This window comes from Bradyrhizobium sp. TM233 (genome assembly GCF_036247965.1).
Classification (GTDB): Bacteria; Pseudomonadota; Alphaproteobacteria; order Rhizobiales; family Xanthobacteraceae; genus Bradyrhizobium; species Bradyrhizobium ottawaense.
In genome coordinates, this window is record NZ_BTIG01000007.1 from 705,542 (window position 1) to 729,331 (window position 23,790).

A 23,790-nucleotide genomic window follows, 5' to 3' on the forward strand; every position below is an offset into this window, starting at 1 on the left:
AGGATCGCCGCGAATCGGCAGGGATATCGCAGCGGGTGGGCAACATTCGCGTTTTGGGGGCGTGCGTTTTGACGTTGAGAGGTCACCGTTACAGGTACTTGCGGACGGCCGCGGCGATTGCCTCGGGCGTACTGGCTTTTCCCGCGATGGGCCGCGCGGCCGATCTGCCGCTCAAAGCGCCGGCGCTGAAGGCGGTCTACGACTGGACCGGCCTCTATATCGGCGCGCATGCCGGCTTCACCCACGGCACATCCGCCGCGACGCTGACCGATCCAACGCTCGCAACCGACAACAACGTGTTCACCGGCGCGACCGGCGGCGTCCAGGCCGGCTACAATTGGCGCCTCAACTCGGGCCTCCTGCTCGGCGTCGAGGGCGACATCTCCTTTCCGAACTACATGCCTTCCAACCACGTCGTGTCGTCGACGGCGACCGCGCTGTCGGCCGCGGAGGAACGCTGGGACTATGTTGCGAGCCTGCGCGCGCGGCTCGGCTACGCCCAAGGCAATTGGCTGCTCTACGCCACCGGCGGCGCGGCTTTCACCGGCGAGCGCTTTCTCTCGACGCCGAACGGCGGCGTCGAGGAGAAGGTGCTGCACACGCGGTTCGGCTGGACCGCAGGCGGCGGCGTCGAATACGCCTTCGCGCCGCACTGGAGCGCGCGGCTCGAATATCTCTACAGCAAATTCGAGAACGCCAGCGTCACCTTCCCCTCCGGCGCGCAATATTCGTCGTCGATGGATTTTCACAGCCTGCGGATCGGCCTCAACCGCAAGATCGACTGGCCGGGCGTGCCGACCTACAACCCGAAATCCGACGTCACCGACACCGAATCCAACCGCTGGGAGATCCACGGCCAGTCGACCGCGCTTGGGCAGGGCTACCCCGCGTTCCACGCGCCCTACACCGGAACGAACAGCCTGCTTCCGTCGCCCGATTTTCAGCAGACCTGGAGCAATTCGCTCTATCTGAATGCGCGGCTGTGGGACGGCGGCGAGGTCTATTTCAATCCCGAGCTGCTGCAGGGTTTCGGCTTCAACAACACCACCGGTGCCGCGGGCTTCCCCAACGGCGAAGCGCAGAAGTCCGGCTTCCCCTATCCGCATTTCAACGCCTCGCGGCTGTTCGTGCGCCACACCTTCGGCTTCGGCGGCGAGCAGGAGGAGCTTGCCAGCGGCCAGCTTCAGCTCGCCAGCAAGGTCGATGTCTCGCGTCTGACCTTGCAGGTCGGCAAATTCTCCGTGGTCGACGTGTTCGACGGCAATTCCTACGCGCACGATCCGCGCAAGGATTTCATGAACTGGTCGATCTGGGCCTCCGGCGCCTTCGACTATGCCGCCGACAAGCTCGGCCTCGGCTATGGCGCGACCGCCGAATTGAACCAGAAGCAATGGGCGCTGCGCGCCGGCTACTTCCTGATCGGCGCAGAATCGAACTCCAGCAATTTCGACATGAACGTTGGTCGACGCGGCGAATATGTGATGGAGCTCGAGACGCGCTATTCGCTGTTCGGCCTGCCCGGCAAGCTGCGCACGCTCGGCTTCTTCAACAGCGCCCATTCCGGCAGCTACCGTGAGACACTGGATAATCCCGCGTTCGGGGTCGATATCAGCCAGACTCGTCGCGGCCGTATCAAATACGGCTACGCGCTCAACGTCGAACAGGCGATCACGGACGACATCGGCGTGTTCGGCCGCTGGAGCTGGAACGACGGCCGCAACGAGATCATGGCCTTCACCGACATCGATCGCAGCCTGTCCGGCGGCGTCTCGGTCAAGGGAGCGAGATGGGGCCGGCCCGACGACGTCGTCGCCATCGCCGGCGCCATCAATGCCCTCTCGCAGGACCATCGCGACTTCATTGCCGCCGGCGGGCTCGGCCCCCTCATCGGCGACGGCCAGCTCAACTACCGCCGCGAGCGCGTATTGGAGACCTACTACGCCTACGCGCTGAACAAGGCGCTGACCTTCACCGCCGACTACCAGCTCATCGTCAATCCCGCCTACAACGCCGACCGCGGACCGGTGTCGGTGTTCTCGGGACGGCTGCACGGCGAGTTCTGATCGGTAGCTCAGCGCCTTGAAATAAGGTGGTGGCCGTTCACCTCTCCCGCAGGCGGGAGAGGGAGTGCACCTTCGTTGTAGCAACCAACCCTGATCTCGCTACGCTCTACGCCGCGCGGATCGCGTCCAGGAACTTTCCGACCTCGACCTTGAGACGGCTGCTCTCGCCCGACAGCGATCTGGCCGATGCGAGAACGTTGGAGGAGGCCGATCCGGTCTGGCTCGCGCCGCGCTGCACGTCGACGATGCTGGCGGAGACCTGCTGGGTGCCGCGCGCGGCCTGCTGCACGTTGCGGGAAATCTCCCGCGTCGCTGCGCCCTGCTCCTCGACCGCCGCGGCGATTGCGGACGCAATCTCGGACATGCGGGAGATGGTGTCGCTGATCGACCTGATGGCGCCGACGGAGTCCTCCGTCGCGGTCTGGATTCCCGTGATCTGCTGGCTGATCTCGCCGGTGGCCTTGGCGGTCTGCTCGGCCAGCGCCTTGACCTCGGAGGCGACCACCGCAAAGCCGCGCCCGGCCTCGCCGGCGCGCGCCGCCTCGATGGTGGCGTTGAGAGCCAGGAGATTGGTCTGGCCTGCGATCTGGCTGATGAGCTCGACGACGTCGCCGATCCGCCCCGCGGCCTTGGCGAGCTCGCCGACGTAATCGTTGGTCCGCCCCGCCTGCTGCACCGCCTCGCCGGCGATGCGCGCGGAATCCTGCACCTGCCGGCTGATCTCGTCGACCGACGAGGCCATCTCCTCGGCCGCCGCGGCAACGGTCTGCACGTTGGTGGAGGCCTGCTCGGACGCCGCCGCGACGGTCGCGGTGACCCTTTCCGATTGATCGGCCGTGCTCGTCAGCGTTCCCGCGGACACTTCCAGCTCCGAGGAAGCCGATGACACCGTGTTGATCACGTCGCCGATCATGGCTTCGAAATCGCGCGCGATCTGGTCCATGCGCTGGCTGCGCCGGAGCTTCGCGTCGGCTTCGACCGCGGCCGCCTCGTCGGCCGCCTTCTTGGCGAGCAGTGAATCCTTGAAGTGCTGCAGCGAGCCCGCCACCTGGCCGATCTCGTCATTGCGGCCCGTCGCGGGAATCTCGACGTCGTGCTGTCCGGCGGCAAGCGTTCCAATGACGTCCGCGAGCCGGCTGAGCGGCGTCACCACGCGCCTGCGCAGCATCATGGTCACGCCACCGAGCGTCCCAAGCAGCGCCAGCACCACCACTCCTGCGAGCGCGAGCATCGCCAGCGCGCCATCGCGCGCGGCCGAGGCACGATCGGCCGCTTCGGCCAATGCGGCATCACGCACGCCGTAGAACATCTGGATGGCCGGCACGATGACCTTCGCCAGCTCGTCGGCGTTGCTGCTGTACTTGCCGTCACTTCGGGCTGCGGGAATCTCCTTGTCCACGGCAGCCGCAGCTTTTCCAAAATACGATTCCGTTGCCGCCTTCAGCGCGGTCGCGATGCGGGGGGGATTTCCGAGTTGGTCGATGCCGGCCTCGATGCGCTCGCGGTCGGCCTCCACGCGGCCTTGCATGCGATCCATCAGCGACAATTCGGTCGCCGTGAGCGGGCGGCTCGCGGACAGCGCCGGGGACAGCGTGGCGGCTCGGCTGCCGGCCGCAACACGCAGGTCCTGGGCCGTCCGCGCCAGGCTCAACAGCGCCGCGAGCGAGGAATCGGCGTTGATGACTTTCGCTTCGAGCCGGTTCAGGACCGGTTCGATGTTGCCGATGACGTCGGCAACACCAGGCAGGAAGCCCTTGATCACAGCACCATCGCGCGCCGCCAGGGGGGCGCTCATCGCCCGGTCTGCGGCCGTGGTGACCTCCTTCAGCCGCCGTGCGGCACGGTCGAGATTCTCGACAATCGCTCCGCCGTCATCCAGCACCAGGATGGCGCGCCTTGCAGCCTCGAAGCCGGCCTCGGCGGCCTTCGCGGCCTTCCCGGCCGCTTCGATCTGGGCTGGCGTCGCCGCGGCTTCCTGGAAGATCGGACCGATATAGGGGGCGCGAAGGCCGGCGACGTGCTGGCTGACCATCAGGGTCGCGCCAAAGGCATCGACGGTCTTGATCGCGTCCGAGCGGTTCGTGAAGATGCGCGTCTGGGGTATCAGCACCTCGGCGCCGAGGATGACTGCGAAAACCGTCACCGTCAGCATCGACAGCGCGAAAAGTTTCCCGATGCGCATCTTGGGTCCCCCGAATAGATTTCTGCAATGTCGAAAACTAGCCGGCGGCCACTAAGAGCCCGTTAAACAACGGCGCTCCCGTAGTTCCACGGGTGCTGCGTCCGAACGCCAGCGGCCGCGAGGTTCCCTCGGGGTGGCAAATGCGGCAAAATTGCCGGCATTTCCTCGTCGAATACCTATATCAAGGCAGGTGCCATTCATCCGGCCACACTCCCTTACCTCGGAACGTCAATGCTCTCGGTCGAACTCGTCATCGTCGTCGTCCTGATCGTCATCAACGGCCTCTTGTCCATGTCGGAGCTGGCCGTGGTCTCGTCCCGCCCGGCCCGGTTGTCGCTGCTCGCCGCCAAGGGCGTGCGCGGCGCGGAGCGGGCGCTGACGCTGGCCGCCGATCCCGGCAAGTTCCTCTCCACGGTGCAGATCGGCATCACGCTGGTCGGCGTGCTCTCCGGTGCGTTCTCCGGCGCGACCCTCGGGCAGCGGCTGACGCTGTGGCTGCTCGAACTCGGCCTGTCCGCGGGAATTGCCGACATCGTCGGCGTCGGCATCGTCGTCACGCTGATCACCTACGCCACCCTGATCGTCGGCGAGCTGGTGCCGAAGCAGGTGGCGCTGCGCGACCCCGAAAGCATCGCGGTCAGGGTCGCGCCCGCCATGCATGTGCTTGCGAAGGTCTCGCTGCCGCTGGTCTTCCTGCTCGATCTCTCGGGCAAGCTGATCCTCACTCTGCTCGGCCGCGGCGGCAAGGCCGAGGAGAAGGTCTCCGAGGACGAGATCCATCACCTCGTCAGCGAGGCCGAAAGCGCAGGCGTGCTCGAGCCCGGTGAGAAGGAGATGATCGCCGGCGTGATGCGGCTCGGTGACCGGCCGGTCGGCGCGGTGATGACGCCGCGCACGGACGTCGACGAGATCGACCTCAACGACGATCCCGCCGTCATCCAGGAGATCATCGCCAAGAGCCCGCATTCGCGCTTTCCCGTCTCCGACGGCGACCGCGACAAGCCGATCGGCGTGCTCCAGGCCAAGGATCTGCTGGTTGCCTATATGAACGAACGGACGCCGGACCTGCGTGCGCTCGTGCGCGAGGCGCCCGGCATCCCGGCGTCGGCAGACGCGCGCGACGTGGTGACCATCCTCAGAGCTGCGCCGGTTCACGTCGGTTTCGTCTACGACGAATACGGCGGCTTCGAAGGCATGGTGACGGCCGCCGACATCCTCGAATCGATCGTCGGCGCCTTCCATTCGGAGGAGGGACCGCCGGAGCCGGCCTTCGTCAGGCGTGCCGACGACTCGCTGCTGATCGCCGGCTGGATGCCGGTCGACGAATTCGGCGAACTGCTCGGCGTCGAATTGCCGGCGCACCGCTACAACACGGTGGCGGGCCTGGTGCTGCAACAGTTCAACGCGCTGCCCGACACCGGCGATGCCTTCGACTTCGGCGGCTGGCACATCGAGGTGGTCGATCTCGACGGGCGGCGGATCGACAAGATTCTGGCGAGCCGGTTGAGTGAGGTCGAGACGGGGTAGTTCGAGCGCGCTTATGCGAGCGCCAACTCCATCCTCACCCGAACTTCACGCCGATCCGCTTCTCCTTGCGCCAGACCACTCTGCAGGCGAGATGCGTTCCGTCAGCCTGGACGAACAGGGTGAAATGGTCGGGGATGCCGACCGGGCTGGTGACGTCGAGCGCGGCGCCGGTGTCGGAGAGGTTGCGGACGGTGCAGTCGATCGCGCCGCCGCCGAACTCGATCGTTCCGGCCTTCAGCACGCGATGTCTCGCCTTGTCGCGCCGCTCGTCCATGGGCACAATCTACACCCAAAGTTGAACAAAACCTTAAATGCCAGCTCCGCTCGGTGCCGCCACGGGCCAAGCGACGCCTTACAGCGCCGGCTGGAACGTCTCCGCCTGCGCCATCCGCCAGGCGTCGCGGAAGCGCGGGTCGTCCGTGCCGTCGAGCAGCTCGCCCGGACGCAGCACCGGATAGAGCTGCGCGAAGGATTTCACATCGGTCGTCGAGGTGCGCTGGGTGAAGTGAATCGGGCGCAGCTGCTGCGGATGCTCGAGGCCCGCCGCGGCGATCAGCTCGGTCAGCGAATGCAGCGTCGCGTGATGATAATTGTGCACGCGGTCGAGCTTGAGCGGCACGTAAAGCGCACGCGCGCGCGTCGGGTCCTGCGTGGCCACCCCGGTCGGACAGCGGTCGGTGTGGCAGCTCAGCGACTGGATGCAGCCGAGCGAGAACATGAAGCCGCGCGCCGAGTTGCAATAGTCCGCGCCGATCGCCATCGCGCGCGCCATATCGAAGGCGGTGGCGATCTTGCCGGACGCACCGATCTTGATGCGGTCGCGCGCATTGATGCCGATCAGCGCGTTGTGGACGAAATTGACTCCCTCCCGCATCGGCATGCCCAGATGGTCCATGAACTCCAGCGGCGCCGCGCCGGTGCCGCCTTCGTTGCCGTCGACCACGATGAAATCCGGATAGATGCCGGTCTGGAGCATCGCCTTGCAGATCGCCAGGAATTCCCAGGGATGGCCGATGCACAGCTTGAATCCGGCCGGCTTGCCGCCGGACAGGCGCCGCATCTCGGCGATGAACTGCATCATGCCAACAGGCGTCGAGAACGCGCGGTGCGAGGCCGGCGAGATGCAGTCCTCGCCCATCGCGACGCCGCGGATCTTGGAGATCTCCTCCGAGACCTTTGCCGCGGGCAGCACGCCGCCATGACCGGGCTTGGCGCCCTGGCTGACCTTGAGCTCGACCATCTTGATCTGGTCGTCGCCGGCGACGCGCGCGAACGCCTCGGGATCGAAGCTGCCGTCGAGATGACGGCAGCCGAAATAGCCGGAGCCGATCTCCCAGATGATGTCGCCGCCCATCTCGCGGTGATAGGGGCTGACGCCGCCCTCGCCGGTGTCGTGCGCGAAGCCGCCCTTCCTGGCACCCGCATTGAGCGCGCGCACTGCGTTGGGGCTGAGCGCGCCAAAGCTCATCGCGGAAATGTTGAACACCGAGGCCGAATAGGGCTCCTTGCAGTCGGGACCACCAATGCTGATGCGGAACTTCTCCGCGGCATGCGCCTTCGGCGACACCGAGTGGTGCATCCACTCGTAGCCCTGGCGGTAGACGTCCTCCTGGGTGCCGAACGGACGCTTGTCGAGTTCCATCTTGGCGCGCTGATACACCACCGCGCGGGTGTCGCGCGAGAACGGCATGCCGTCCTTCTCGCTCTCGAAGAAATACTGCCGCATCTCGGGGCGTATCTCTTCGAGCAGGAAGCGGATATGCGCCGAAATCGGATAGTTGCGCAGCACCGCGTGGCTCTTCTGCAGGAGATCGCGGACGCCGAGCAGCGTCAGCGCGCCGAAGATCAGGATCGGCACCAGCAGGATGTCGAAGATCTTGCGGTCGGCGATGCCGATGCCGATCAGGAGCGCGGTGACGACCGCGCAGATCGTCAGGACGATGAAGCGCGGCGAGAATGGCAGCAGCAGGGTTTCCATGATCCCCTCCTCCGCCAGCGGCAGGCGCTTATGGGCGGAGTGTTGGGAGGAGTTCTGCGTCTTGGTGTCGTCGGCCACGATTCCCATCCTCTCGCCAGCATGAGGCGGTACGATACGCCCTTGCCTGTCATACGGATATGACGCGGCCCTTGTTTCAGGCTAGCGAATTCGGCCGAGATAAATCAATCAGCCCGATGGGCGGGTTTTGCAGTGCAGCAGAGGGGCGGCTGGGAAGAAGGGGCGGCGGCCACAGGGGCCTTGAATGGGCAGCGTGGGCCACATTGCATTCCACAAGTTAAACTGTCGTCCCGGGCAAGCGTAAGCGCAGACCCGGGACCCATAACCACAGGATTTCGTGGTGAGAGAAGACTGTCACTCCGACCCTTCGCATAACCACGGCCTGTGGCTATGGGTCCCGGATCAGCGCTCCGCTTCGCTGCGCTTGTCCGGGACGACGAGTTGAGTGTGGCGCGCGATTGCGCCGCTTCTTCAAAAGAGCCTACCGCTCGACGAACGCCTTCTCGATCACGAAATGGCCGGGCTTGTTGCCGCTGCCCTCGATGAAGTCGCGGCCTTCGAACATCACCTTCAGCTCTTCCAGCATGCCCGGGCTGCCGCACATCATGATGCGGTCGGTGGCGATGTCGAGGGGCGACTGTCCGATGTCGTTGAAGATCTGCTCGGAGCTGATGAGGTCGGTGATACGGCCGCGGTTGCGGAAGGGTTCGCGGGTCACGGTCGGGTAGTAGATCAGCTTGTCCGCGAGCAGCTCGCCGAACAGCTCGTCCTCGCGCAAGGAAGCGACCAGCTTCTCGCCATAGGCGAGCTCGGAGACCTGGCGGCAGCCGTGCACCAGCACGATGGACTCGAACTGGTCATAGACCTCGGGGTCCTTGATCAGGCTCGCGAACGGCGCGAGGCCCGTTCCGGTCGAGAGCAGCATCAGCCGCTTGCCGGGAAGCAGGTTATCGGTGATCAGGGTGCCGGTCGCCTTGCGGCCGACCAGGATGGTGTCGCCTTCCTTGATCTTCTGCAGGCGCGAGGTCAGCGGGCCGTCCTGCACCTTGATCGAGAAGAACTCGAGCTCTTCCTCGTGGTTGGCGCTCGCCATGCTGTAGGCGCGCAGCAGCGGACGGCCGTCGATCTCAAGGCCGATCATCGCGAACTGGCCGTTCTGGAAACGGAAGCCGGTATCGCGCGTGGCGCGGAAGCTGAACAGCGTGTCGGTCCAGTGCTGGACGGAAAGAACCTTCTCTCGGTAAAACGCGCTCATGATTTTCGATATTCCGAATAATTGCGGTTTTAGGGCAAAAGCGTTGCCCGGCCCTGAAACGGGGCGGACACCATTGCCATGGCGGAGGATTTCGCGTGTGTGATCTACGCCATTGAGACCAATAATCAACCTCGTTCCGGATGCAATTGATGCCGATCAAACCGGCATTTGCGGCGGAATTGGCCATATTGTTAACGAATCTGCTGCCGGGCGCGCGCGGCGGGCAATTTCTTTTCCCTGCAGCGTTAGAATGCAGCACTTAATTTCCGTCGCGCTCGCGAGAATTTCATTAAGAATAGCTCTGACTTTCACCCTGGTTCGGCGCCGTTTCCCGCATTTTTGCGGCTTTTGGCGTCAGGAACGTCTGAAACGCGACAGAAACACATGGCGGCAAGCGACGAGCGAATCTTCGTCCAGGCGATCAGGCGCTATTGCGCGGGGCATGGCATCGCCGTCGATGTCCGCGCCGACGGCTGGCTGATCGCGATGCGCCGGGGCGATGAGCGGCGCTTCGCCTTCGGCTACGACATCGGCCTCAACAGCGCCATCGCCCATCGCCTCGCCAACGACAAATCGGCGACATCAGAGGCGCTGGCGCTAGAGCGAGTGCCGTGCGTTCCGCATCACCTCTTCCTCAATCCGAAGCTGGGCAGGAACGTTGTTGGCCTCGGCTGGCGAGAGGCCATGCTTGGGCTGCTCCGGGATCATCCGCAAGGCGTGGTGGTGAAGCCGAACGAGGGGACATCGGGGCGATCGGTGTTCAAGGTGACGACGGAGGCGGAACTCGACCACGCAGCCAGCGAGGTTTTCTCGATGAGCGCCGGGCTCGTGATCTCGCCCTATGTCGCGATCGAGGACGAGGTCCGTGTGGTGCTGCTCGATGAGGCGCCCCTCGTCGTCTACAGCAAGCAGCGCGGCACGGATTGGCGACATAATCTCGATGCCGGCGCGAAGCCGGTATTGCTGGAGGACGGCGAGGTTCGAACGGCCTGCGTGAAGCTGGCAATCGATGCCGCGCGCGCCATCGGCATCACCTTCGCGTCGATCGACGTGGTGTGCGTTGACGGTGATTGGCGCGTGCTCGAGATCAATTCCGGCGTGATGATGGAGGCGCTGGGCAAGCTGTATCCGGCGCTGGTGCAGGCGACGTATGATGCGGCGCTGGATCGGGTGTTCGATCGAGTGCACAGCGAACGATGACCCATCACCGTCACCTCCAGCGCAACGGCAAGGCCGTTGCGCTGGAGGTGGCAGCTTCTTCAGCGGCCCTCGAAGGGCGACGGCCCGGCTGCCAGCTCGGCCGTTCATCCTTCGAGGCTTGCTCGGCGGTGCGCTTGCACCGCCGAGCGCGCGCCTCAGGATGACGGAGAGAGAGAGAGAGAGAGAGCGAACCGCCGTCTAATTATTCGCGCTCGCTGAATCGTCCATCGCCTTGAACGCCTCTTCCAACTGCAGCGAGATCGGCACGTTCAGGCGTTCGCCGGTGGGAAGCCTTGCGGTGAACCATTTGTTGTAGAGCGGGACGAGGTCGCGGTTGGAGCCGAGCTTGCGGAAGGTGCGCTCGACCAATGCGGCGAGTTGCGGTTCGCCCTTCCTGAACATGATGCCGTAGGGGTCGTAGGACAGATAATCGCCGGTGACGCGGAACTTGTCCTGCGCCTTGTGGCGCGCGATCAGGCCGAAGAGCAGGATGTCATCGGTTGCGAAGGCATCGGCCTTGCCATCGGCGAGCATCTGGTAGGATTGCTCGTGATCGGCGCCGACGGCGATGTTCAATCCCAACGAAAATTTCTTGTCCGCGGCCTGGATCGCCTGCTCGTTGGTGGTGCCCTTCGTCACCACGATGGTCTTGCCCTTCAGATCGGTGAGCGACTGCGCGCTGGATGTCTTCGGCACCATCAGCTTAGTGCCGGCGACGAACATCAGCGGCGAGAACGCGACGCGCTTGCCGCGCTCCGCATTGGCGGTGGTCGAGCCGCATTCCAGGTCGATCTTGTTCTGGAGCACGGCGTCGATGCGGTCGTCCGAGGTGACCTTGACGTAGTCGATCTTCAGATTGGGATCGTCGACCTCGACGCCGATCTCCTCGACGATGGCCTCGCAGAGCTCGAGGCTGTAGCCGATCGGACGGCCCGACTGGTCGAGGAAGGAGAACGGCGGCGAGCTCTCGCGATAGCCGAGCCGCACCGCGTGCGCCTTCTTGATGGCCGACAGCGTCGGGCTGAGCCCTTCGCCGCCGGTCTGCGCGGATGCCGAGGTCGCGAACAAGGACGTCGCGAGCAACGATGCTGCGAGCAACAACCCGCCTGAGGTCAGTGACCTCGCCAGTGTCTGGCCCATGGTTCGCTCCTACCCATGGCCGGCCATCGCGGGCACTTCGCCCGGCACCATGTCCTCGGGCACGACGTCGCCGGGTCCGAGCTCGTGCTCGGGCCCGAGCTCGCCTTCCCATTTGGCCACGACCGAGGTCGCGAGCGTGTTGCCGATCACGTTGGTGGCGCTGCGGCCCATGTCCAGGAAGGTGTCGATGCCCATGATCATCAAGAGGCCCGCCTCGGGGATGTTGAACTGCGCCAGCGTCGAGGCGATCACCACCAGCGAGGCGCGCGGCACGCCGGCGACGCCCTTCGAGGTGATCATCAGCGTCGCCAGCATCGCAAGCTGGGTGCCGAGCGGCATGTCGATGTGGTAGCTCTGCGCGATGAAGACACTGGCGAAGGTGCAGTACATCATCGTGCCGTCGAGATTGAAGGAATAGCCCAGCGGCAGCACGAAGCTCGAGATCCGCGACGAGGCGCCGAACCGGTTGAGCCCCTCCAGCGTCTTCGGGTAGGCCGCCTCCGAGCTCGCGGTCGAGAACGCGATCATCAGAGGCTCGCGGATCAGCTTCAACAGATGGCTGTATCGCGGCCCGATCACGATGAAGCCGACGATGATCAGGATGCTCCACAGGATCATCAGCGAGAGATAGAAGCCGCCCATGAAGACGACGAGCTTCCAGAGCACCAGCAGGCCGTTCTTCGCCACCGTCGCGGTGATGGCGGCCCACACCGCGAGCGGCGCAAACAGCATCACGTAGCTCGTCACCTTCAGCATGATGTGGCCGATGTCGTCGATCAGCGCCAGGATCGGCTTGGAGCGCTCGGGCATCGCGCCCATCGCCACGGAGAAGAACACCGCGAAGATCACGATCTGCAGGATCTCGTTCTGCGCCATCGCGTCCGCGATCGAGGTCGGGATCAGATGGGTCAGGAATTTCTCGATCGAGAAGGCCGAGACCGGCAGGCCGGTCGATTGGCCCGCCGCGGGCAGCGTGCCGGGGAAATTCGCGCCGGGCTGCAGCAGATTGACCATGATGAGTCCCAGCAGCAGCGACACGAAGGAGGCGCTGACGAACCAGCCCATGGTCTTGGCGAAGATGCGGCCGAGCTTGGAGCCCGAGCCCATATGCGCGATGCCGCCGACCAGGGTCGCGAACACCAAGGGCGCGATGATCATCTTGATCAGGCGCAGGAACATCATGGCGATCAGGTTGATGGAGGAGGCCCAGTCGGCGCGTGTGTCGGGCAGGAAGTTGTAGATTGCCGACCCCATGATGATGCCGAGCACCATCGCGGCCAGAATGTATTGCGTGAACCTGTTCGCCATCGCTTACCCCCACGTACACCGGCGCTTCATGATGTCGCAGATATCACAGCGACGCAACACGCTTTGCGTGTGATCGCGTTGTCAGGATGTTCCCGTTGTGAAATGGAACGCCGCGATCTAGCCTTCATGCAGCGCACAACGCATGCGGCCTGCACGTTTTGCTTGCGGCGGCTGCATCAATAATCGTCAAGACGATCAAAAAGGGAAACGCCATGAGCGGCAACATCAATCGCCAGATTCTGCTGGTCGAAAAACCCAGCGGCAAGCTCGGCCCCGAGCATTTCAAGATGGTGGAGAGCACAGTGCCGGAGCCGAAGGACGGCGAAGCCCTGCTGCGCGTGCGATACATCTCGCTCGACGCCGCCAACCGCGCCTGGATGCACGGCGCGACCTATCGCTCCGCGGTCGAGGCCAACAGCGTGATGGCCGGCGGAGCCATCGCCGAGGTCGTCAGCTCGAAAGCCGAGGGGCTTGCGGCGGGCGACATCGTGTTCGGCGACACCGGCTGGCAGGAGTTTGCCGCGGTGCCCGCAAAGCATCTCACCAAGATGCCGAAGCTCGAGCCGATGACGCATCTGCTCAGCGTGTTCGGCATCGCCGGCCTCACCGCCTATTTCGGCCTGCTGGAGGTCGGCAAGCCGAAAGACGGAGAGACGGTCGTGGTCTCGGCGGCCGCAGGCTCGGTCGGCTCGATCGTCGGGCAGATCGCCAAGATCAAGGGATGCCGCGTGATCGGCATCGCCGGCGGCGCGGACAAGTGCAACTGGCTGACCTCCGAGCTCGGCTTCGATGCGGCCGTGGACTACAAGGACGGCGCCGTGTTCAAGGCGCTGCGGGCAGCCGCTCCGAAAGGCATCGACGTTTATTTCGACAATGTCGGCGGCGACATTCTGGAAGCCTGCCTGCCACAGATGAACAATTACGGCCGCATCGCCTGCTGCGGCGCGATCTCGCAATATGATGGCGCGCCCTCCGCGCACGGCCCGCGCGGCGTGCCGGGGCTGATCGTGGTGAAGCGGCTCGTCATGCAGGGCTTCATCGTGATGGATTACATGAAGGACAGCCCGCGCGCGCTCGCCGATCTCCAGGCCTGGGTCAAATCCGGCAGACTGAAGGTGCAGGAGGACATCATCGAGGGCCTTGCGAACACGCCGAAGGCGCTGATCGGATTGCTTGCGGGCGAGAACCGCGGCAAGCGGATGGTCAAGCTCTAGCGACGTATTGTTTGAGCATGATCTTTTCGGAAAACCGCTGCACACTTTTCCGGATCATGCTCTAGTTACGTCGCAATTGCGCCGGCAATATTGACTTGCGGTAGAAACAGAAGCGGCCAAAGATGCCGCTTCGCGCGCCACCGCTCGCGACGATTGTTTGCATCACTTTTGATAAAGCTTCGGCGTTACCGACAGGGCAGGAATTCACTCAAATGTTCAACACGTTGAAACATGCATCAACGCGCGCCGCGTTGCTGGCGGCCACGCTCTTCGCAACTGCAACAGGCGCATTCGCGCAAGCGCCGACCGAGGCTCAGAAGAGCGCCATCCGGTCCGCATGCCGCTCGGACTTCATGGCACATTGCGCAAGCGTCACGCCCGGCGGCGTGGAGGCTTATCAATGCCTGAAGAAGAACATGTCGAGCCTGTCATCGGGATGCCAGACCGCTGTTCGCGCGGTCGAGCCTGCTGCGGCTCCGAAGACCGAAGCCGCTCCCGCCGCGCCGAAGACCGAGGCGGCTCCTGCCGCGCCGAAGGCTGAATCCGCGCCCGCTGCAAAGCCCGCCGCCGCACCGGCGCCGAAGGCGGCTGCGGCGAAGCAACCGAGCAGCGCGGAGATTGCGGCGGTCAAGAGTGCGTGCCGCGCCGATTATCCCAAAGTGTGCGCCAGCGTGCCGCCGGGCGGCGCGGCGGCACTCGAATGCCTGGAGAAGAACAAGGCCAGGGTTTCACCGGCCTGCGAGAAGGCCGTCAGCGCTGCAGCCGGGGGCGGCGCGGCAGCAACGGCGGCACCCGCGGGCGCAGCGCCTGCGGCGGCAGCTGCACCGGCGGCCGCGCCAGCCGTGATCGTCCTGCGACCGCTATTGCCGCGCGAGGAGTTGTTCATCGCGCGCTCGGCCTGCGGCGCCGATATCCGCACGGTCTGTGCCGGCGTGGCGCCCGGCGGCGGCCGCATCATACAATGCCTTTCCAACAGGGCGGCATCGCTCTCGCCGGCCTGCAGGGACGTGCTCGCGCCCTTCGCCGCGAGATGATGCAGCGCACGCGCGAAGGCGCGCGACAATGACGTAGGGCGTGCGCATGAATTTCCCGCACGCCTGCAACGACAAAGCTTTTGCAGATATCCGATTTCGATCACGACAAGACCGGGAGGACAACATGCGTTCATTGCTGCTGGTTGCTTCTGCGCTCCTCGCCTTCGGAGCGACGATGACGTTCGAGGCCACTGACGCCAATGCGGTGGTGTGCGCCCGCGGGGTCTATCGCGCCGGCTGCGCCGGGCCGAACGCCGCCGTCGTGGTCCGCAAGCCGGTTCCGGTCGTGCGCTGCACCCGGGTGCTGGTGAACGGGGTTTACGTGAAGCGCTGCGTCTGACGGTGCGGATGGCCAAGCCGGCGCGGTTTGGCTATGATTCGGACCTGACGGTTTCGGACGCGCGTAGAACGTGTGTCCGAAGATGCGCTTCGGCGCGCCTGCGCTTGGCCGATAATTCTGCTGGCGCGGGACACCGGAGCACATTAGTCTATCCCTAGATAGTAAGTATACTGTCAATTAGGGAGGCAGACGTTGCAGATCGCCGTGATTGGCGGAGGGCCCGGTGGGCTCTACTTCGCCTATCTCTGGAAGAAGCGTCACCCCGAGGATCAGGTCGACCTGTTCGAACAGAACCCGGCCGACGCGACCTGGGGCTTTGGCGTCGTGTTCTCCGACCAGGCGCTGGAATTCCTGCGCGCCGACGACCCCGAGACGGTCGACGCGATCGGGCCGCACATGGAGAGCTGGGAGAACATCACGCTGAACCTCGGCGGCGACAGCGTCGCCATCGACGGGGTCGGCTTCTCCTCGATCGGGCGGCTCGAGCTGCTGCGATTCCTGCAGCAGCGCGCACTCGACGTTGGCGTCACGCCGCGCTTCGATACGCCGATTCATGCCATCGACCAGCTCAATGGCCACGATCTGATCGTTGCCGCCGACGGCCTGAACTCGCTGGTGCGCCGCGCCTTCGAAGGCGATTTCGGCACCTCGCTGTCCTACTCCTCCAACAAGTTCGTCTGGTACGGCACCTCGAAGCGCTTCGACACGCTGTCGCAGACCTTCGTCAAGACCGATCGCGGCGCCTTCAACGCCCATCACTACCGCTACTCGCCGGCCATGAGCACCTTCCTGGTCGAATGCGATCACGCGACCTGGCAGGCCTATGGCTTCGCCTACAAGGACGTCGAGCAGTCCAAAGGCGTCTGCGAAGAGGTGTTCGCGGACACGCTCGGCGGCCATTGCCTGGTCTCCAACAAATCGGTCTGGCGCAACTTCCCCTGGGTCTGGAACGAGCACTGGTCGTTCAAGAACATGGTGCTGATCGGCGATGCCCTGCATTCAGCGCACTTCTCGATCGGCTCGGGCACGCGGCTTGCGATCGAGGATGCCATTGCGCTTGTCAAGGCGCTGGAATCGGATGCGCATCTTGCGACCGCCCTGCACCGCTATCAGGCCGCGCGAAAGCCCGTGGTGCAGAAGCTCGTCAACGCCGCGCGCACCAGCGCCTTCTGGTACGAGCATTTTGCCCAGCACATGCAGCAGGACCTGATGGACTTTGCCTATAGCTACATCACCCGCTCCGGCCGCATCGACGATGCACGCCTGCGCCATATGTCGCCGGCCTTCATGGCGCGTTACGAGGCTGCCAAGAACGGCGGGGACGAGGCATGAGCAACGAGATTTTCGACCAGGTGCCCGCCGACAGCGAGGGGGCGCGCGAGATCGGCTTTGCCGTTCCTGAAATCTACAACGCCAGCCGCGTGCTGTTCGACAATCTCGCCAAGGGGCGCGGCGACAGGGTCGCCCTCATGGGTCCGGCAGGCACGCGGACCTATTCGGAGCTCTGCGACGAGGCCTGCCGCTGGGGCAGCGGTTTTGCCTCGCTCGGTCTGAAGCGCGGCGACCGCGTGCTCTTGTTTCTCGACGATACCCCGGCCTACCCGGCCGCGTTCTTCGGCGCGGTGCGCGCCGGCTTCGTGCCGCTCCTGATCAACACGCTGACGCCGCCGGATTTGCTGCAATTCTACCTCGCCGATTCCGGCGCCAGCGTCGCGGTCGCGGAGTCGGAGTTCTGTGCGCGCTTCAACGTTGAAGCCTGCAAGGACACTGGTCTGCGCACGCTCATCGTCGTCAATGGCGAGGTACGCAACCACGCCGCGCCGAGCGCGGTCGTGGCTGACGGCTGGCTGGCGCAATTTTCGACGGAGTTGGCGGAAGCCTCGACGCATCGCGACGAGATGGCGTTCTGGATGTACTCGTCCGGCTCGACCGGCCGGCCCAAGGGCATCGTGCATCTCCAGCACGACATGGCCTATAGCGAGCTCGCCTTTGCGCAGAACGTGCTGAAGCTGACGCCTGACGACATCTGCTTCTCGGTGCCGAAGATCTTCTTCGCCTACGGCTTCGGCAACTCCGTCACCTTCCCGTTCTCGGCGGGCGCGGCAACGCTGCTGCTGCCGGGCCAGCCGAAGCCGGCCACGATCTTCGCGGCGATCGAGCAGTACAAGCCGACGGTCTTCTTCGGCCTGCCGACGCTCTACACGTCCCTGACCAAGGCCGAAGGCGCGCAACAGACCAACTTCTCGTCGCTGCGCATGTCGCTCTCCGCGGCCGAAGTGCTCTCGGCCGAAGTCTTCAACGGCTGGAAGACGCTCACGGGCCTTGAGATCGTCGAAGGCCTCGGCTCGACCGAGGTGCTGCACATCTATCTCTCCAACCGCCCCGAGCAGAAGAAGCTCGGCGCCGCCGGCTTGCGCGTGCCCGGCTACGAGGTCGCGCTGCGCGACAAGGACGGACGCGACGTCGCCGACAACGAGGAAGGCATTTTGTGGGTGCGCGGCGATTCCAATACGCCGCTGTACTGGAACCGGCCGGACAAATCCGCCGAGACGATTCGGCAGGGCGGCTGGATCTACACCGGCGACCGCTTCGTTAGGGATGCGGACGGCTTCCACTTCTTCCGCGGCCGCGCCGACGATCTCATCAAGATCTCGGGACAGTGGGTCTACCCGCTCGAGGTCGAGCTGTGCCTCGCCAACCATCCCGACATCCGCGAATGCGCGGTGTTCGCCGCCGAGCTGCCGGACCGCCGCATGACGCTGAAGGCCGTGGTGGTGATGAACAGTCGTACGGCCGATCAGCGTGACGCGACGCGGCGGCTGCAGGACTATGTGAAGGGCAAGCTGCTTCCTTACAAATATCCGCGCGAGGTGATCTTCACCGACGAGCTGCCGAAGACGGGGACGGGGAAGATCGACCGGCAGGCGTTGCTCAGGATGTGAGGCACAGCTGCAGCCACATTCTCGGTGTCGTCCCCGCGAACGCGGGGACCCATAACCACAGGGAATGGTGATGGGGCGAGCTGGCAACTCCGAGTCTTCGCCAAATTGCTCCCTGGGGTTATGGGTCCCGGGTCAGCGCTCCGCTTCGCTGCGCTTGTCCGGGACGACGGCGGAGTTCTCGGAACGACCTCAACACCCTCACCCCGCCTTCCCCAGATGCTCCAGCGCATCCTCGGCGCGCAGCGGCACGCGCGAGGCCTCGTTGTTGAGATCGACGAGCTGCACCAGGAGCCCCATCAGCTGCTTGCGGTCGGCGGGCTTGAGCGGCTCCAGCATCCGCGCCTGGGCGCGTTCGACGGCGGGAATGATCTCGCGCAGGATCGCCGCGCCCGATTTGGTCAGATGGAGCAGCTTGATCCGCTTGTCCTCGGGGGCCGGCCTGCGCTCGACATAGTCCTTGGCCTGCAGACGCTCGATCACGCTGCCGAGCGTGGAGCGGTCGAAGGCGATCACCGCCGACAGCCGCGTCGCGTCAATGCCGGGATGGGTGTGGATCGCGATCAGCGCCGCATATTGCACCGGGGTGAGGTCGAACGCCTTGCACTCCTCCATGAAAATCGAGACCGCGATCTGCTGCATGCGCCGGAACAGATACCCCGGCGCGGCATAAACCGCGTCGATCGTGATCGGAGGGGGAGGCTTACTCGGCATCGGGCTGCTTCTCCGGTGCGGCATTGGCGAACGCGGGGAGCGCTTTTGCGGCCGCCTCTGCCGCGAGCAGGCGCGGATAGGCCGAGACATCGACGCCGAAACGGCGGGCGTTGGCGAGCTGCGGCACCAGGCAGAGATCGGCGAGCGTCGGCGCATCGCCGAAGCAGAACGGCCCGGGCTTGTCCCGGATCAGCGTCTCGCAGGCCGACAGCCCCTCGCGGTTGACCCACGCCGCCCAGTCCTGGACCTTCTCCTCGGGCAGGCCGAGCTCGCGCAGCCGCGCCAGCACCTTCAAATTCTGCACCGGATGGGTGTCACAGGCGATCGCCAGCGCGAACGCCCTCACCTTGGCGCGCCGCAGCGGATCCTTCGGCAGCAGCGGCGGATTGGGGTGGGTCTCGTCGAGCCATTCGATGATCGCGACCGATTGGGTCAGCACTGCCCCCGCATCATCCTCCAGCGCCGGCACGAGCCCCTGCGGGTTGATGGCAAGATAAGCGGGCGCGCATTGCTCGCCTTTGCGTAAGTGATGCGGGAGATGCGCAGCCTTGAGGCCCTTCAGGTTCAGCGCGATCCGTACCCGATAGGCGGCGCTGGAGCGGAAATAGCCGTGCAGCTTCATTGGGACCCTCCCTTATATTCTTTTGTCATTCCGGGGCTCGCGAAGCGAGAGCCCGGAATCCATACCCCGATCGTGGTTATGGATTCCGGGCTCGACGCTAGCGCGTCGCCCCGGAATGACGACAACCTTGTATGCCGTCCGTCACATTGACGCTACCTAGATCGTCAGTATACTGTCAATCAACAAAACGAACGAGAGCGCCGCCATGGAAGCCGTGACCAAGACGCCGGAACGCGAGGCGTTCTACAAGAAGATCGACGGCGAAAACCTCACCGCGCTGTGGACGGTGATGAGCGATCTGATCACGCCGGAGCCGAAGAGCGCCTGCCGGCCGCACCTCTGGAAATTCGACGTCATCCGCGACTACATGACGGAGGCCGGCAAGCTGATTACCGCCAAGGAAGCCGAGCGGCGCGTGCTGGTGCTGGAGAACCCCGGCCTGCGCGGGCAGTCCAAGATCACGACCTCGCTGTATGCCGGGGTGCAGATGGTGGTGCCCGGCGACGTCGCGCCGGCGCACCGGCACAGCCAGTCGGCGCTGCGCTTCGTGCTCGAAGGCAGGGGCGCCCATACCGCCGTCGACGGCGAGCGCACCGCGATGGAGCCCGGCGATTTCATCATCACGCCGTCGATGACCTGGCACGATCATTCCAACGAGACCGATCAGCCGATGTTCTGGCTGGATGGCCTCGACATTCCGCTGGTGCAGTTCTTCGACTGCTCCTTTGCGGAAGGGTCGAAAGAGGACCAGCAAAGGATCACAAAACCCGCTGGCGACAGCTTTGCGCGCTACGGCCACAATCTGCTCCCGGTCGACGTCAAGCGGAGTTCGAAGACCTCGCCGATCTTCAGCTATCCCTACGCCTACACGCGCGAGGCGCTGGAGAAAGCCCGGACGAGCCAGGAGTGGGACGCCTGCCACGGCCTCAAGCTGAAGTTCAGCAACCCCGAGACCGGCGATTTCGCGATGCCGACCATCGGCACTTTCATCCAGCTTCTGCCCAAGGGTTTCAAGACCGCGCGCTATCGTTCGACCGATGCCACCGTGTTCTGCCCGATCGAAGGCCGCGGCCGCAGCCGCATCGGCGATGCCGTCTTCGAATGGGGCCCGCGCGATCTGTTCGTGGTGCCGAGCTGGCAATGGGTGACGCACGAGGCGGAGGACGATGCCGTGCTGTTCAGCTTCTCGGACCGGCCGGTGCAGCAGAAGCTGGATCTGTTTCGCGAGGATCGCGGGAACGCGTGAGGTGCTCTGCTGGCCATACATTCGGTGTCGTCCCGGCGAAGGCCGGGACCCATACCGCGTGATCTATCAATTGCGGAAGGTAGACGTACCGAACGCCTGATCTTTGCCAAACTCCTCCTTGGGGTTATGGGTCCCGGCTTTCGCCGGGACGACGACGGAGGTTGTAGCGCGCGCTTCCAGCCACATTGCGACTGGGGCTACCGCCAGTGCAAGAGCCGCGTCTCCAGCCAGCCGATCACCTTCCCCACCGCCAGCCCGAACACCGAGAGGATCACCACACCGGCCAGCAGCTGATCCGTCTGCATCAGATTGCCAGCCTGGAGCACGAAGGCGCCGATGCCGTACTGGGCGCCGATCATCTCGGCGCTGACGACGAGCAGCAGCGCGACGGATGAGGTGATGCGGAAGCCGGCGAGGATCGCGGGCAGCGCGCCGGGCCAGATCACCTTGCGCACGATGGTCGCGAACGGCACGTTGAAGCTCTGCGCCATGCGGATGAGGTTGCGCGGCACCGCATCGACGCCGCTATAGACCGAGATCGCGGTCGAGAAGAACACGCCCAGCGCAATGGTCGCGATCTTCGGCTCTTCGCCGATGCCGAGCCAGAGGATCAACAGCGGCAGCAGCGCGATCTTCGGGATCGGGAACAGCGCCGAGATGAAGGTGATGCCGACGCTGCGCGCGAGCCGCGACAGGCCGATGGCAAAGCCGACGGCAACGCCGGCCGCCGTCCCCAGCAGCCAGCCGACGCCGATGCGCAGCAGCGAGGCCGACAGATGCTGCCAGAGCGCGCCGGAGACCGCGAGCTGGTAGATCGCGCGGACGATCGCAGCGGGCGTCGGCAGAAATAGCGCATTGACGAGGCCGGTGCTGCCCGCCGCCTGCCAGATCGCGATGACGAGGGCCAGCGCGATCCAGCCGCCGAAACGGCTGCTGGCGGGGACGAAGCCGGCGCCGCGAAAGCGGACGCTCCGCGTCGCGCCGTCCTTCGCAGTGTCAGCCGCCGCACGATCAAGCATGCTGGACCTCGCGCTCGGCATCGATGGCCTCGTTGCGGATCAGCGACCAGATCTGGTTCTGCAGCGCCAGCAGCTTCTCGCGCGCCGCCGTCTCACCGCGTTCGGTGCGCGTCATCGGCACGGCCACGACCTCGCGGATGCGGCCGGGCCGCCGCGATAGCACCACGATGCGATCGGCCAGCCGCGCAGCCTCTTCGAGATTATGGGTGACATAGACCGCGCCCATGCCGCCATCGGCGAGCAGGCGGACGAAATCCTCCATCAGGAGTTCGCGGGTCTGCGAATCCAGCGCGGAGAGCGGCTCGTCCATCAGGAGGATCGCGGGCTTCACCGCCAGCGCGCGCGAGATGCCGACACGCTGGCGCATGCCGCCGGAGAGCTGCTTGGGATAGGTTTTGCGAAAATCAGTCAGCCCCGTGCGGCGCAAGGCATCCTCGACCAGCTCACGGCGTTGCGTGGCCGAGAGCTGGGTGTGCAGCAAAGGGAATTCGACATTCTCCTCCACGCTCGCCCAGGGCAGCAGCGCAAAATCCTGGAACACGAAGGTGAGCGGATTGAGGCTGTCCGCCGGCGGTGCGCCGCGCAGCTCGGGCGCGCCTGAGGTCGGCTGCAGCAGGCCGCCAAGGATGGACAGCAGCGTGCTCTTGCCGCAGCCGGAGGGCCCGACGACAGCCACCACCTCGCCGGCGCCGACGGTGAAGGAGACATCGTCGAGCACGGCGAGGTCGCCGAAGCGGTGGGAGATGTGGTTGGCGATCAGGTCCATGCGGCGATCCTTCTCACTCCTGGCCCGTCATCCCTGCGCAACGGCGAAGCCGTTGTCGCTGGAGGTGCTCGACTTGCGGCTTGCCGCAAGTCGAGCCTCGAAGGATGTGCAGCCCGGCTCGGCCGTGCATCCTTCGAGGCTCGCAGCGCAGTGCGGATGCACTGCGCTACTCGCACCTCAGGATGACGGGGATAGAGGAGAGCTTGCATCAATCAATCCGCCTTCACAAATTCCTTGGCGATGATCGCATTCGCATCAAAGCCCTTGTCGGCAAAGCCCTGCTCCTGCAGCCATTTGATCTGGTTGTCGACGTTCTTCACGTCGAGCTTGCCGTCGGGATCGATATAGGCGCAATTGCCGACCACCTGCTCCACCGGCAGATTGGTGTACTTTGCTATGATCTCCAGCAGCGGTTTTGTCTGCTCGTTGATCGGCGCGACACCGTCCTTCATCGCGGCGAGGATGACGTCGTGATATTCGCGGTCGGCCTTGGCGAGCGCGCCGAGCAGCTTCGTCACCAGCGCCTTGTTGGTCAGCGTCTTCGGCGAGGCGAACACCGCACCCAGCTGCCACGGCGTCTCGTCGCCGACCCACCCTAAGAATTTCGCACCGCCTTCGTCCGTGAGCTTTCGCGCGGTCGAGATCGGCAGCAGCGCCGCATCGACGGTCTCGCCCTTGAGCGCCGCGGCGGCGTTCGACAGCGATTGCAACGGCACGATCTTCACCTCAGAGAGCTTGAAGCCGTATTTGTCGGCGAGCAGGCCGAGCGAATAGTGAAAGCTCGATCCGACCTGCGTCATCGCCACGCGCTTGCCCGCGAGATCCTTCGGCGTCTTCAGCCCGGCTGCGTAAGCGTTGTTGCTGGCGAAATAGCCGATCAAGGGATAGCCGGCCTTCTCGCGGCTCATGCCGCCGATCACCTTCAGCGTGCCCTTGCCGGCGAGATTGTAGAGGCCCGCGGTGAAGGCGGTGATGCCGAAATCGACGTCGCCCGAGGTCGTGGCGACCGCGATCGGCTGGGCCGCGTCGAAGAACTTCAGCTCGACCTCCAAGCCGGCCTCGCGAAAATAGCCCTTGTCCTGCGCGATGAAGACGGGCGCGGAGGAGGACAGACGAAGCACGCCGATCCTGGCCTTCAGCACGTCCTCGGCTGTCGCACCGCCCATCGCCGTGATCGCCAGAAGGCCCGCAAGCGCGAGCCGCATGATCCCGATCATCCCGTTTC

Annotated in this window: 20 protein-coding genes; 9 read left to right on the forward strand and 11 right to left on the reverse strand. The window is 64.9% G+C overall.

The genetic code is table 11. From position 1 onward, the window contains the following. The first annotated feature begins 98 nt into the window (after positions 1-98). Positions 99-2,063, forward strand: coding sequence for a carbohydrate porin (locus AABA86_RS17880; RefSeq protein ID WP_212247500.1), 1,965 nt, complete (start codon positions 99-101; stop codon positions 2,061-2,063). Positions 2,064-2,169: 106 nt separating this feature from the next. On the opposite strand, the gene AABA86_RS17885 is transcribed toward AABA86_RS17880, so the two are convergent. Next, positions 2,170-4,245, reverse strand: a complete 2,076-nt coding sequence (locus AABA86_RS17885; RefSeq protein ID WP_338307701.1) for a methyl-accepting chemotaxis protein — start codon at positions 4,243-4,245, stop codon at positions 2,170-2,172. Between the two features lie 231 nt (positions 4,246-4,476). Between AABA86_RS17885 and AABA86_RS17890 the strand changes: the two genes are divergently transcribed. After that, a complete protein-coding gene (locus tag AABA86_RS17890) occupies positions 4,477-5,772 on the forward strand; it encodes a hemolysin family protein (RefSeq protein ID WP_212247503.1) in 1,296 nt (431 codons plus the stop codon). A gap of 34 nt (positions 5,773-5,806) precedes the next feature. On the opposite strand, the gene AABA86_RS17895 is transcribed toward AABA86_RS17890, so the two are convergent. The 3 genes from AABA86_RS17895 to AABA86_RS17905 all read right to left on the reverse strand — a co-directional run bounded on the left by AABA86_RS17895 (position 5,807) and on the right by AABA86_RS17905 (position 9,023). After that, on the reverse strand, positions 5,807-6,046 hold the full coding sequence (locus tag AABA86_RS17895) for a PilZ domain-containing protein (protein ID WP_212247505.1): 240 nt from the start codon (positions 6,044-6,046) through the stop codon (positions 5,807-5,809). Positions 6,047-6,124: 78 nt separating this feature from the next. Next, on the reverse strand, positions 6,125-7,837 hold the full coding sequence (locus AABA86_RS17900; RefSeq protein WP_338307702.1) for an FMN-binding glutamate synthase family protein: 1,713 nt from the start codon (positions 7,835-7,837) through the stop codon (positions 6,125-6,127). Positions 7,838-8,249: 412 nt separating this feature from the next. Next, positions 8,250-9,023 (reverse strand): ferredoxin--NADP reductase, encoded by a 774-nt coding sequence (locus AABA86_RS17905; RefSeq protein ID WP_212247508.1) that lies wholly within the window; start codon positions 9,021-9,023, stop codon positions 8,250-8,252. Positions 9,024-9,407: 384 nt separating this feature from the next. Between AABA86_RS17905 and AABA86_RS17910 the strand changes: the two genes are divergently transcribed. Then, complete coding sequence (locus tag AABA86_RS17910; RefSeq protein ID WP_338307703.1) at positions 9,408-10,223, forward strand: ATP-grasp domain-containing protein; 816 nt, start codon at positions 9,408-9,410, stop codon at positions 10,221-10,223. A 198-nt stretch (positions 10,224-10,421) separates the two neighbouring features. Here AABA86_RS17910 and AABA86_RS17915 read toward each other — a convergent pair whose 3' ends face one another. Together AABA86_RS17915 and AABA86_RS17920 are read right to left on the reverse strand one after the other, a co-directional pair. Next, on the reverse strand, positions 10,422-11,363 hold the full coding sequence (locus AABA86_RS17915; protein ID WP_338307704.1) for an amino acid ABC transporter substrate-binding protein: 942 nt from the start codon (positions 11,361-11,363) through the stop codon (positions 10,422-10,424). 9 nt (positions 11,364-11,372) lie between these two features. Next, positions 11,373-12,671 (reverse strand): dicarboxylate/amino acid:cation symporter, encoded by a 1,299-nt coding sequence (locus tag AABA86_RS17920; RefSeq protein ID WP_338307705.1) that lies wholly within the window; start codon positions 12,669-12,671, stop codon positions 11,373-11,375. A 212-nt stretch (positions 12,672-12,883) separates the two neighbouring features. Here AABA86_RS17920 and AABA86_RS17925 point away from each other — a divergent pair, with 212 nt between their 5' ends. The 5 genes from AABA86_RS17925 to AABA86_RS17945 all read left to right on the forward strand — a co-directional run bounded on the left by AABA86_RS17925 (position 12,884) and on the right by AABA86_RS17945 (position 18,201). Next, complete coding sequence (locus AABA86_RS17925; protein ID WP_212247518.1) at positions 12,884-13,885, forward strand: NADP-dependent oxidoreductase; 1,002 nt, start codon at positions 12,884-12,886, stop codon at positions 13,883-13,885. Positions 13,886-14,097: 212 nt separating this feature from the next. Beyond that, positions 14,098-14,919 (forward strand): cysteine rich repeat-containing protein, encoded by an 822-nt coding sequence (locus AABA86_RS17930; protein WP_338307706.1) that lies wholly within the window; start codon positions 14,098-14,100, stop codon positions 14,917-14,919. Positions 14,920-15,043: 124 nt separating this feature from the next. Continuing rightward, entirely contained in the window at positions 15,044-15,259 is a 216-nt protein-coding gene (locus AABA86_RS17935; protein ID WP_028175115.1) for a hypothetical protein, read from the forward strand. A gap of 192 nt (positions 15,260-15,451) precedes the next feature. After that, entirely contained in the window at positions 15,452-16,591 is a 1,140-nt protein-coding gene (locus AABA86_RS17940; protein ID WP_338307707.1) for an FAD-dependent monooxygenase, read from the forward strand. Further along, the gene (locus AABA86_RS17945) at positions 16,588-18,201 is read left to right on the forward strand and encodes a benzoate-CoA ligase family protein (protein WP_338307708.1); all 1,614 of its coding nucleotides are present in this window, start codon (positions 16,588-16,590) and stop codon (positions 18,199-18,201) included. The genes AABA86_RS17940 and AABA86_RS17945 overlap by 4 nt, the downstream gene beginning before the upstream one ends. Before the next feature lie 198 nt (positions 18,202-18,399). Here AABA86_RS17945 and AABA86_RS17950 read toward each other — a convergent pair whose 3' ends face one another. Both AABA86_RS17950 and maiA read right to left on the reverse strand, forming a co-directional pair. Next, positions 18,400-18,912, reverse strand: coding sequence for a MarR family winged helix-turn-helix transcriptional regulator (locus AABA86_RS17950; protein ID WP_338307709.1), 513 nt, complete (start codon positions 18,910-18,912; stop codon positions 18,400-18,402). After that, entirely contained in the window at positions 18,902-19,534 is a 633-nt protein-coding gene (gene maiA, locus AABA86_RS17955) for a maleylacetoacetate isomerase (RefSeq protein WP_338307710.1), read from the reverse strand. Before maiA ends, AABA86_RS17950 begins: the two co-directional genes overlap by 11 nt. A gap of 205 nt (positions 19,535-19,739) precedes the next feature. Between maiA and gtdA the strand changes: the two genes are divergently transcribed. Continuing rightward, the gene (gene gtdA, locus AABA86_RS17960) at positions 19,740-20,780 is read left to right on the forward strand and encodes a gentisate 1,2-dioxygenase (protein ID WP_338307711.1); all 1,041 of its coding nucleotides are present in this window, start codon (positions 19,740-19,742) and stop codon (positions 20,778-20,780) included. Positions 20,781-20,977: 197 nt separating this feature from the next. Here gtdA and AABA86_RS17965 read toward each other — a convergent pair whose 3' ends face one another. The 3 genes from AABA86_RS17965 to AABA86_RS17975 form a co-directional block, all read right to left on the reverse strand. Next, positions 20,978-21,799, reverse strand: coding sequence for an ABC transporter permease (locus tag AABA86_RS17965; RefSeq protein ID WP_212247527.1), 822 nt, complete (start codon positions 21,797-21,799; stop codon positions 20,978-20,980). Then, positions 21,792-22,565 (reverse strand): ABC transporter ATP-binding protein, encoded by a 774-nt coding sequence (locus AABA86_RS17970; RefSeq protein WP_212247529.1) that lies wholly within the window; start codon positions 22,563-22,565, stop codon positions 21,792-21,794. Before AABA86_RS17970 ends, AABA86_RS17965 begins: the two co-directional genes overlap by 8 nt. Positions 22,566-22,777: 212 nt before the next feature. Continuing rightward, positions 22,778-23,782 (reverse strand): ABC transporter substrate-binding protein, encoded by a 1,005-nt coding sequence (locus AABA86_RS17975; protein WP_338307712.1) that lies wholly within the window; start codon positions 23,780-23,782, stop codon positions 22,778-22,780. Between the last annotated feature and the right edge of the window lie 8 nt (positions 23,783-23,790).

Excerpts from the sequence above, each read along its gene's own strand:
- AABA86_RS17905 (WP_212247508.1), bottom strand. The coding sequence starts at position 9,023 with ATGAGCGCGTTTTACCGAGAGAAGGTTCTTTCCGTCCAGCACTGGACC.
- maiA (WP_338307710.1), bottom strand. The coding sequence starts at position 19,534 with ATGAAGCTGCACGGCTATTTCCGCTCCAGCGCCGCCTATCGGGTACGG.
- AABA86_RS17950 (WP_338307709.1), bottom strand. The coding sequence starts at position 18,912 with ATGCCGAGTAAGCCTCCCCCTCCGATCACGATCGACGCGGTTTATGCC.
- AABA86_RS17970 (WP_212247529.1), bottom strand. The coding sequence starts at position 22,565 with ATGGACCTGATCGCCAACCACATCTCCCACCGCTTCGGCGACCTCGCC.
- AABA86_RS17895 (WP_212247505.1), bottom strand. The coding sequence starts at position 6,046 with ATGGACGAGCGGCGCGACAAGGCGAGACATCGCGTGCTGAAGGCCGGA.
- AABA86_RS17935 (WP_028175115.1), top strand. The coding sequence starts at position 15,044 with ATGCGTTCATTGCTGCTGGTTGCTTCTGCGCTCCTCGCCTTCGGAGCG.
- AABA86_RS17965 (WP_212247527.1), bottom strand. The coding sequence starts at position 21,799 with ATGCTTGATCGTGCGGCGGCTGACACTGCGAAGGACGGCGCGACGCGG.
- AABA86_RS17975 (WP_338307712.1), bottom strand. The coding sequence starts at position 23,782 with ATGATCGGGATCATGCGGCTCGCGCTTGCGGGCCTTCTGGCGATCACG.
- AABA86_RS17915 (WP_338307704.1), bottom strand. The coding sequence starts at position 11,363 with ATGGGCCAGACACTGGCGAGGTCACTGACCTCAGGCGGGTTGTTGCTC.
- gtdA (WP_338307711.1), top strand. The coding sequence starts at position 19,740 with ATGGAAGCCGTGACCAAGACGCCGGAACGCGAGGCGTTCTACAAGAAG.
- AABA86_RS17920 (WP_338307705.1), bottom strand. The coding sequence starts at position 12,671 with ATGGCGAACAGGTTCACGCAATACATTCTGGCCGCGATGGTGCTCGGC.
- AABA86_RS17890 (WP_212247503.1), top strand. The coding sequence starts at position 4,477 with ATGCTCTCGGTCGAACTCGTCATCGTCGTCGTCCTGATCGTCATCAAC.
- AABA86_RS17930 (WP_338307706.1), top strand. The coding sequence starts at position 14,098 with ATGTTCAACACGTTGAAACATGCATCAACGCGCGCCGCGTTGCTGGCG.
- AABA86_RS17910 (WP_338307703.1), top strand. The coding sequence starts at position 9,408 with ATGGCGGCAAGCGACGAGCGAATCTTCGTCCAGGCGATCAGGCGCTAT.
- AABA86_RS17945 (WP_338307708.1), top strand. The coding sequence starts at position 16,588 with ATGAGCAACGAGATTTTCGACCAGGTGCCCGCCGACAGCGAGGGGGCG.
- AABA86_RS17925 (WP_212247518.1), top strand. The coding sequence starts at position 12,884 with ATGAGCGGCAACATCAATCGCCAGATTCTGCTGGTCGAAAAACCCAGC.
- AABA86_RS17885 (WP_338307701.1), bottom strand. The coding sequence starts at position 4,245 with ATGCGCATCGGGAAACTTTTCGCGCTGTCGATGCTGACGGTGACGGTT.
- AABA86_RS17900 (WP_338307702.1), bottom strand. The coding sequence starts at position 7,837 with ATGGGAATCGTGGCCGACGACACCAAGACGCAGAACTCCTCCCAACAC.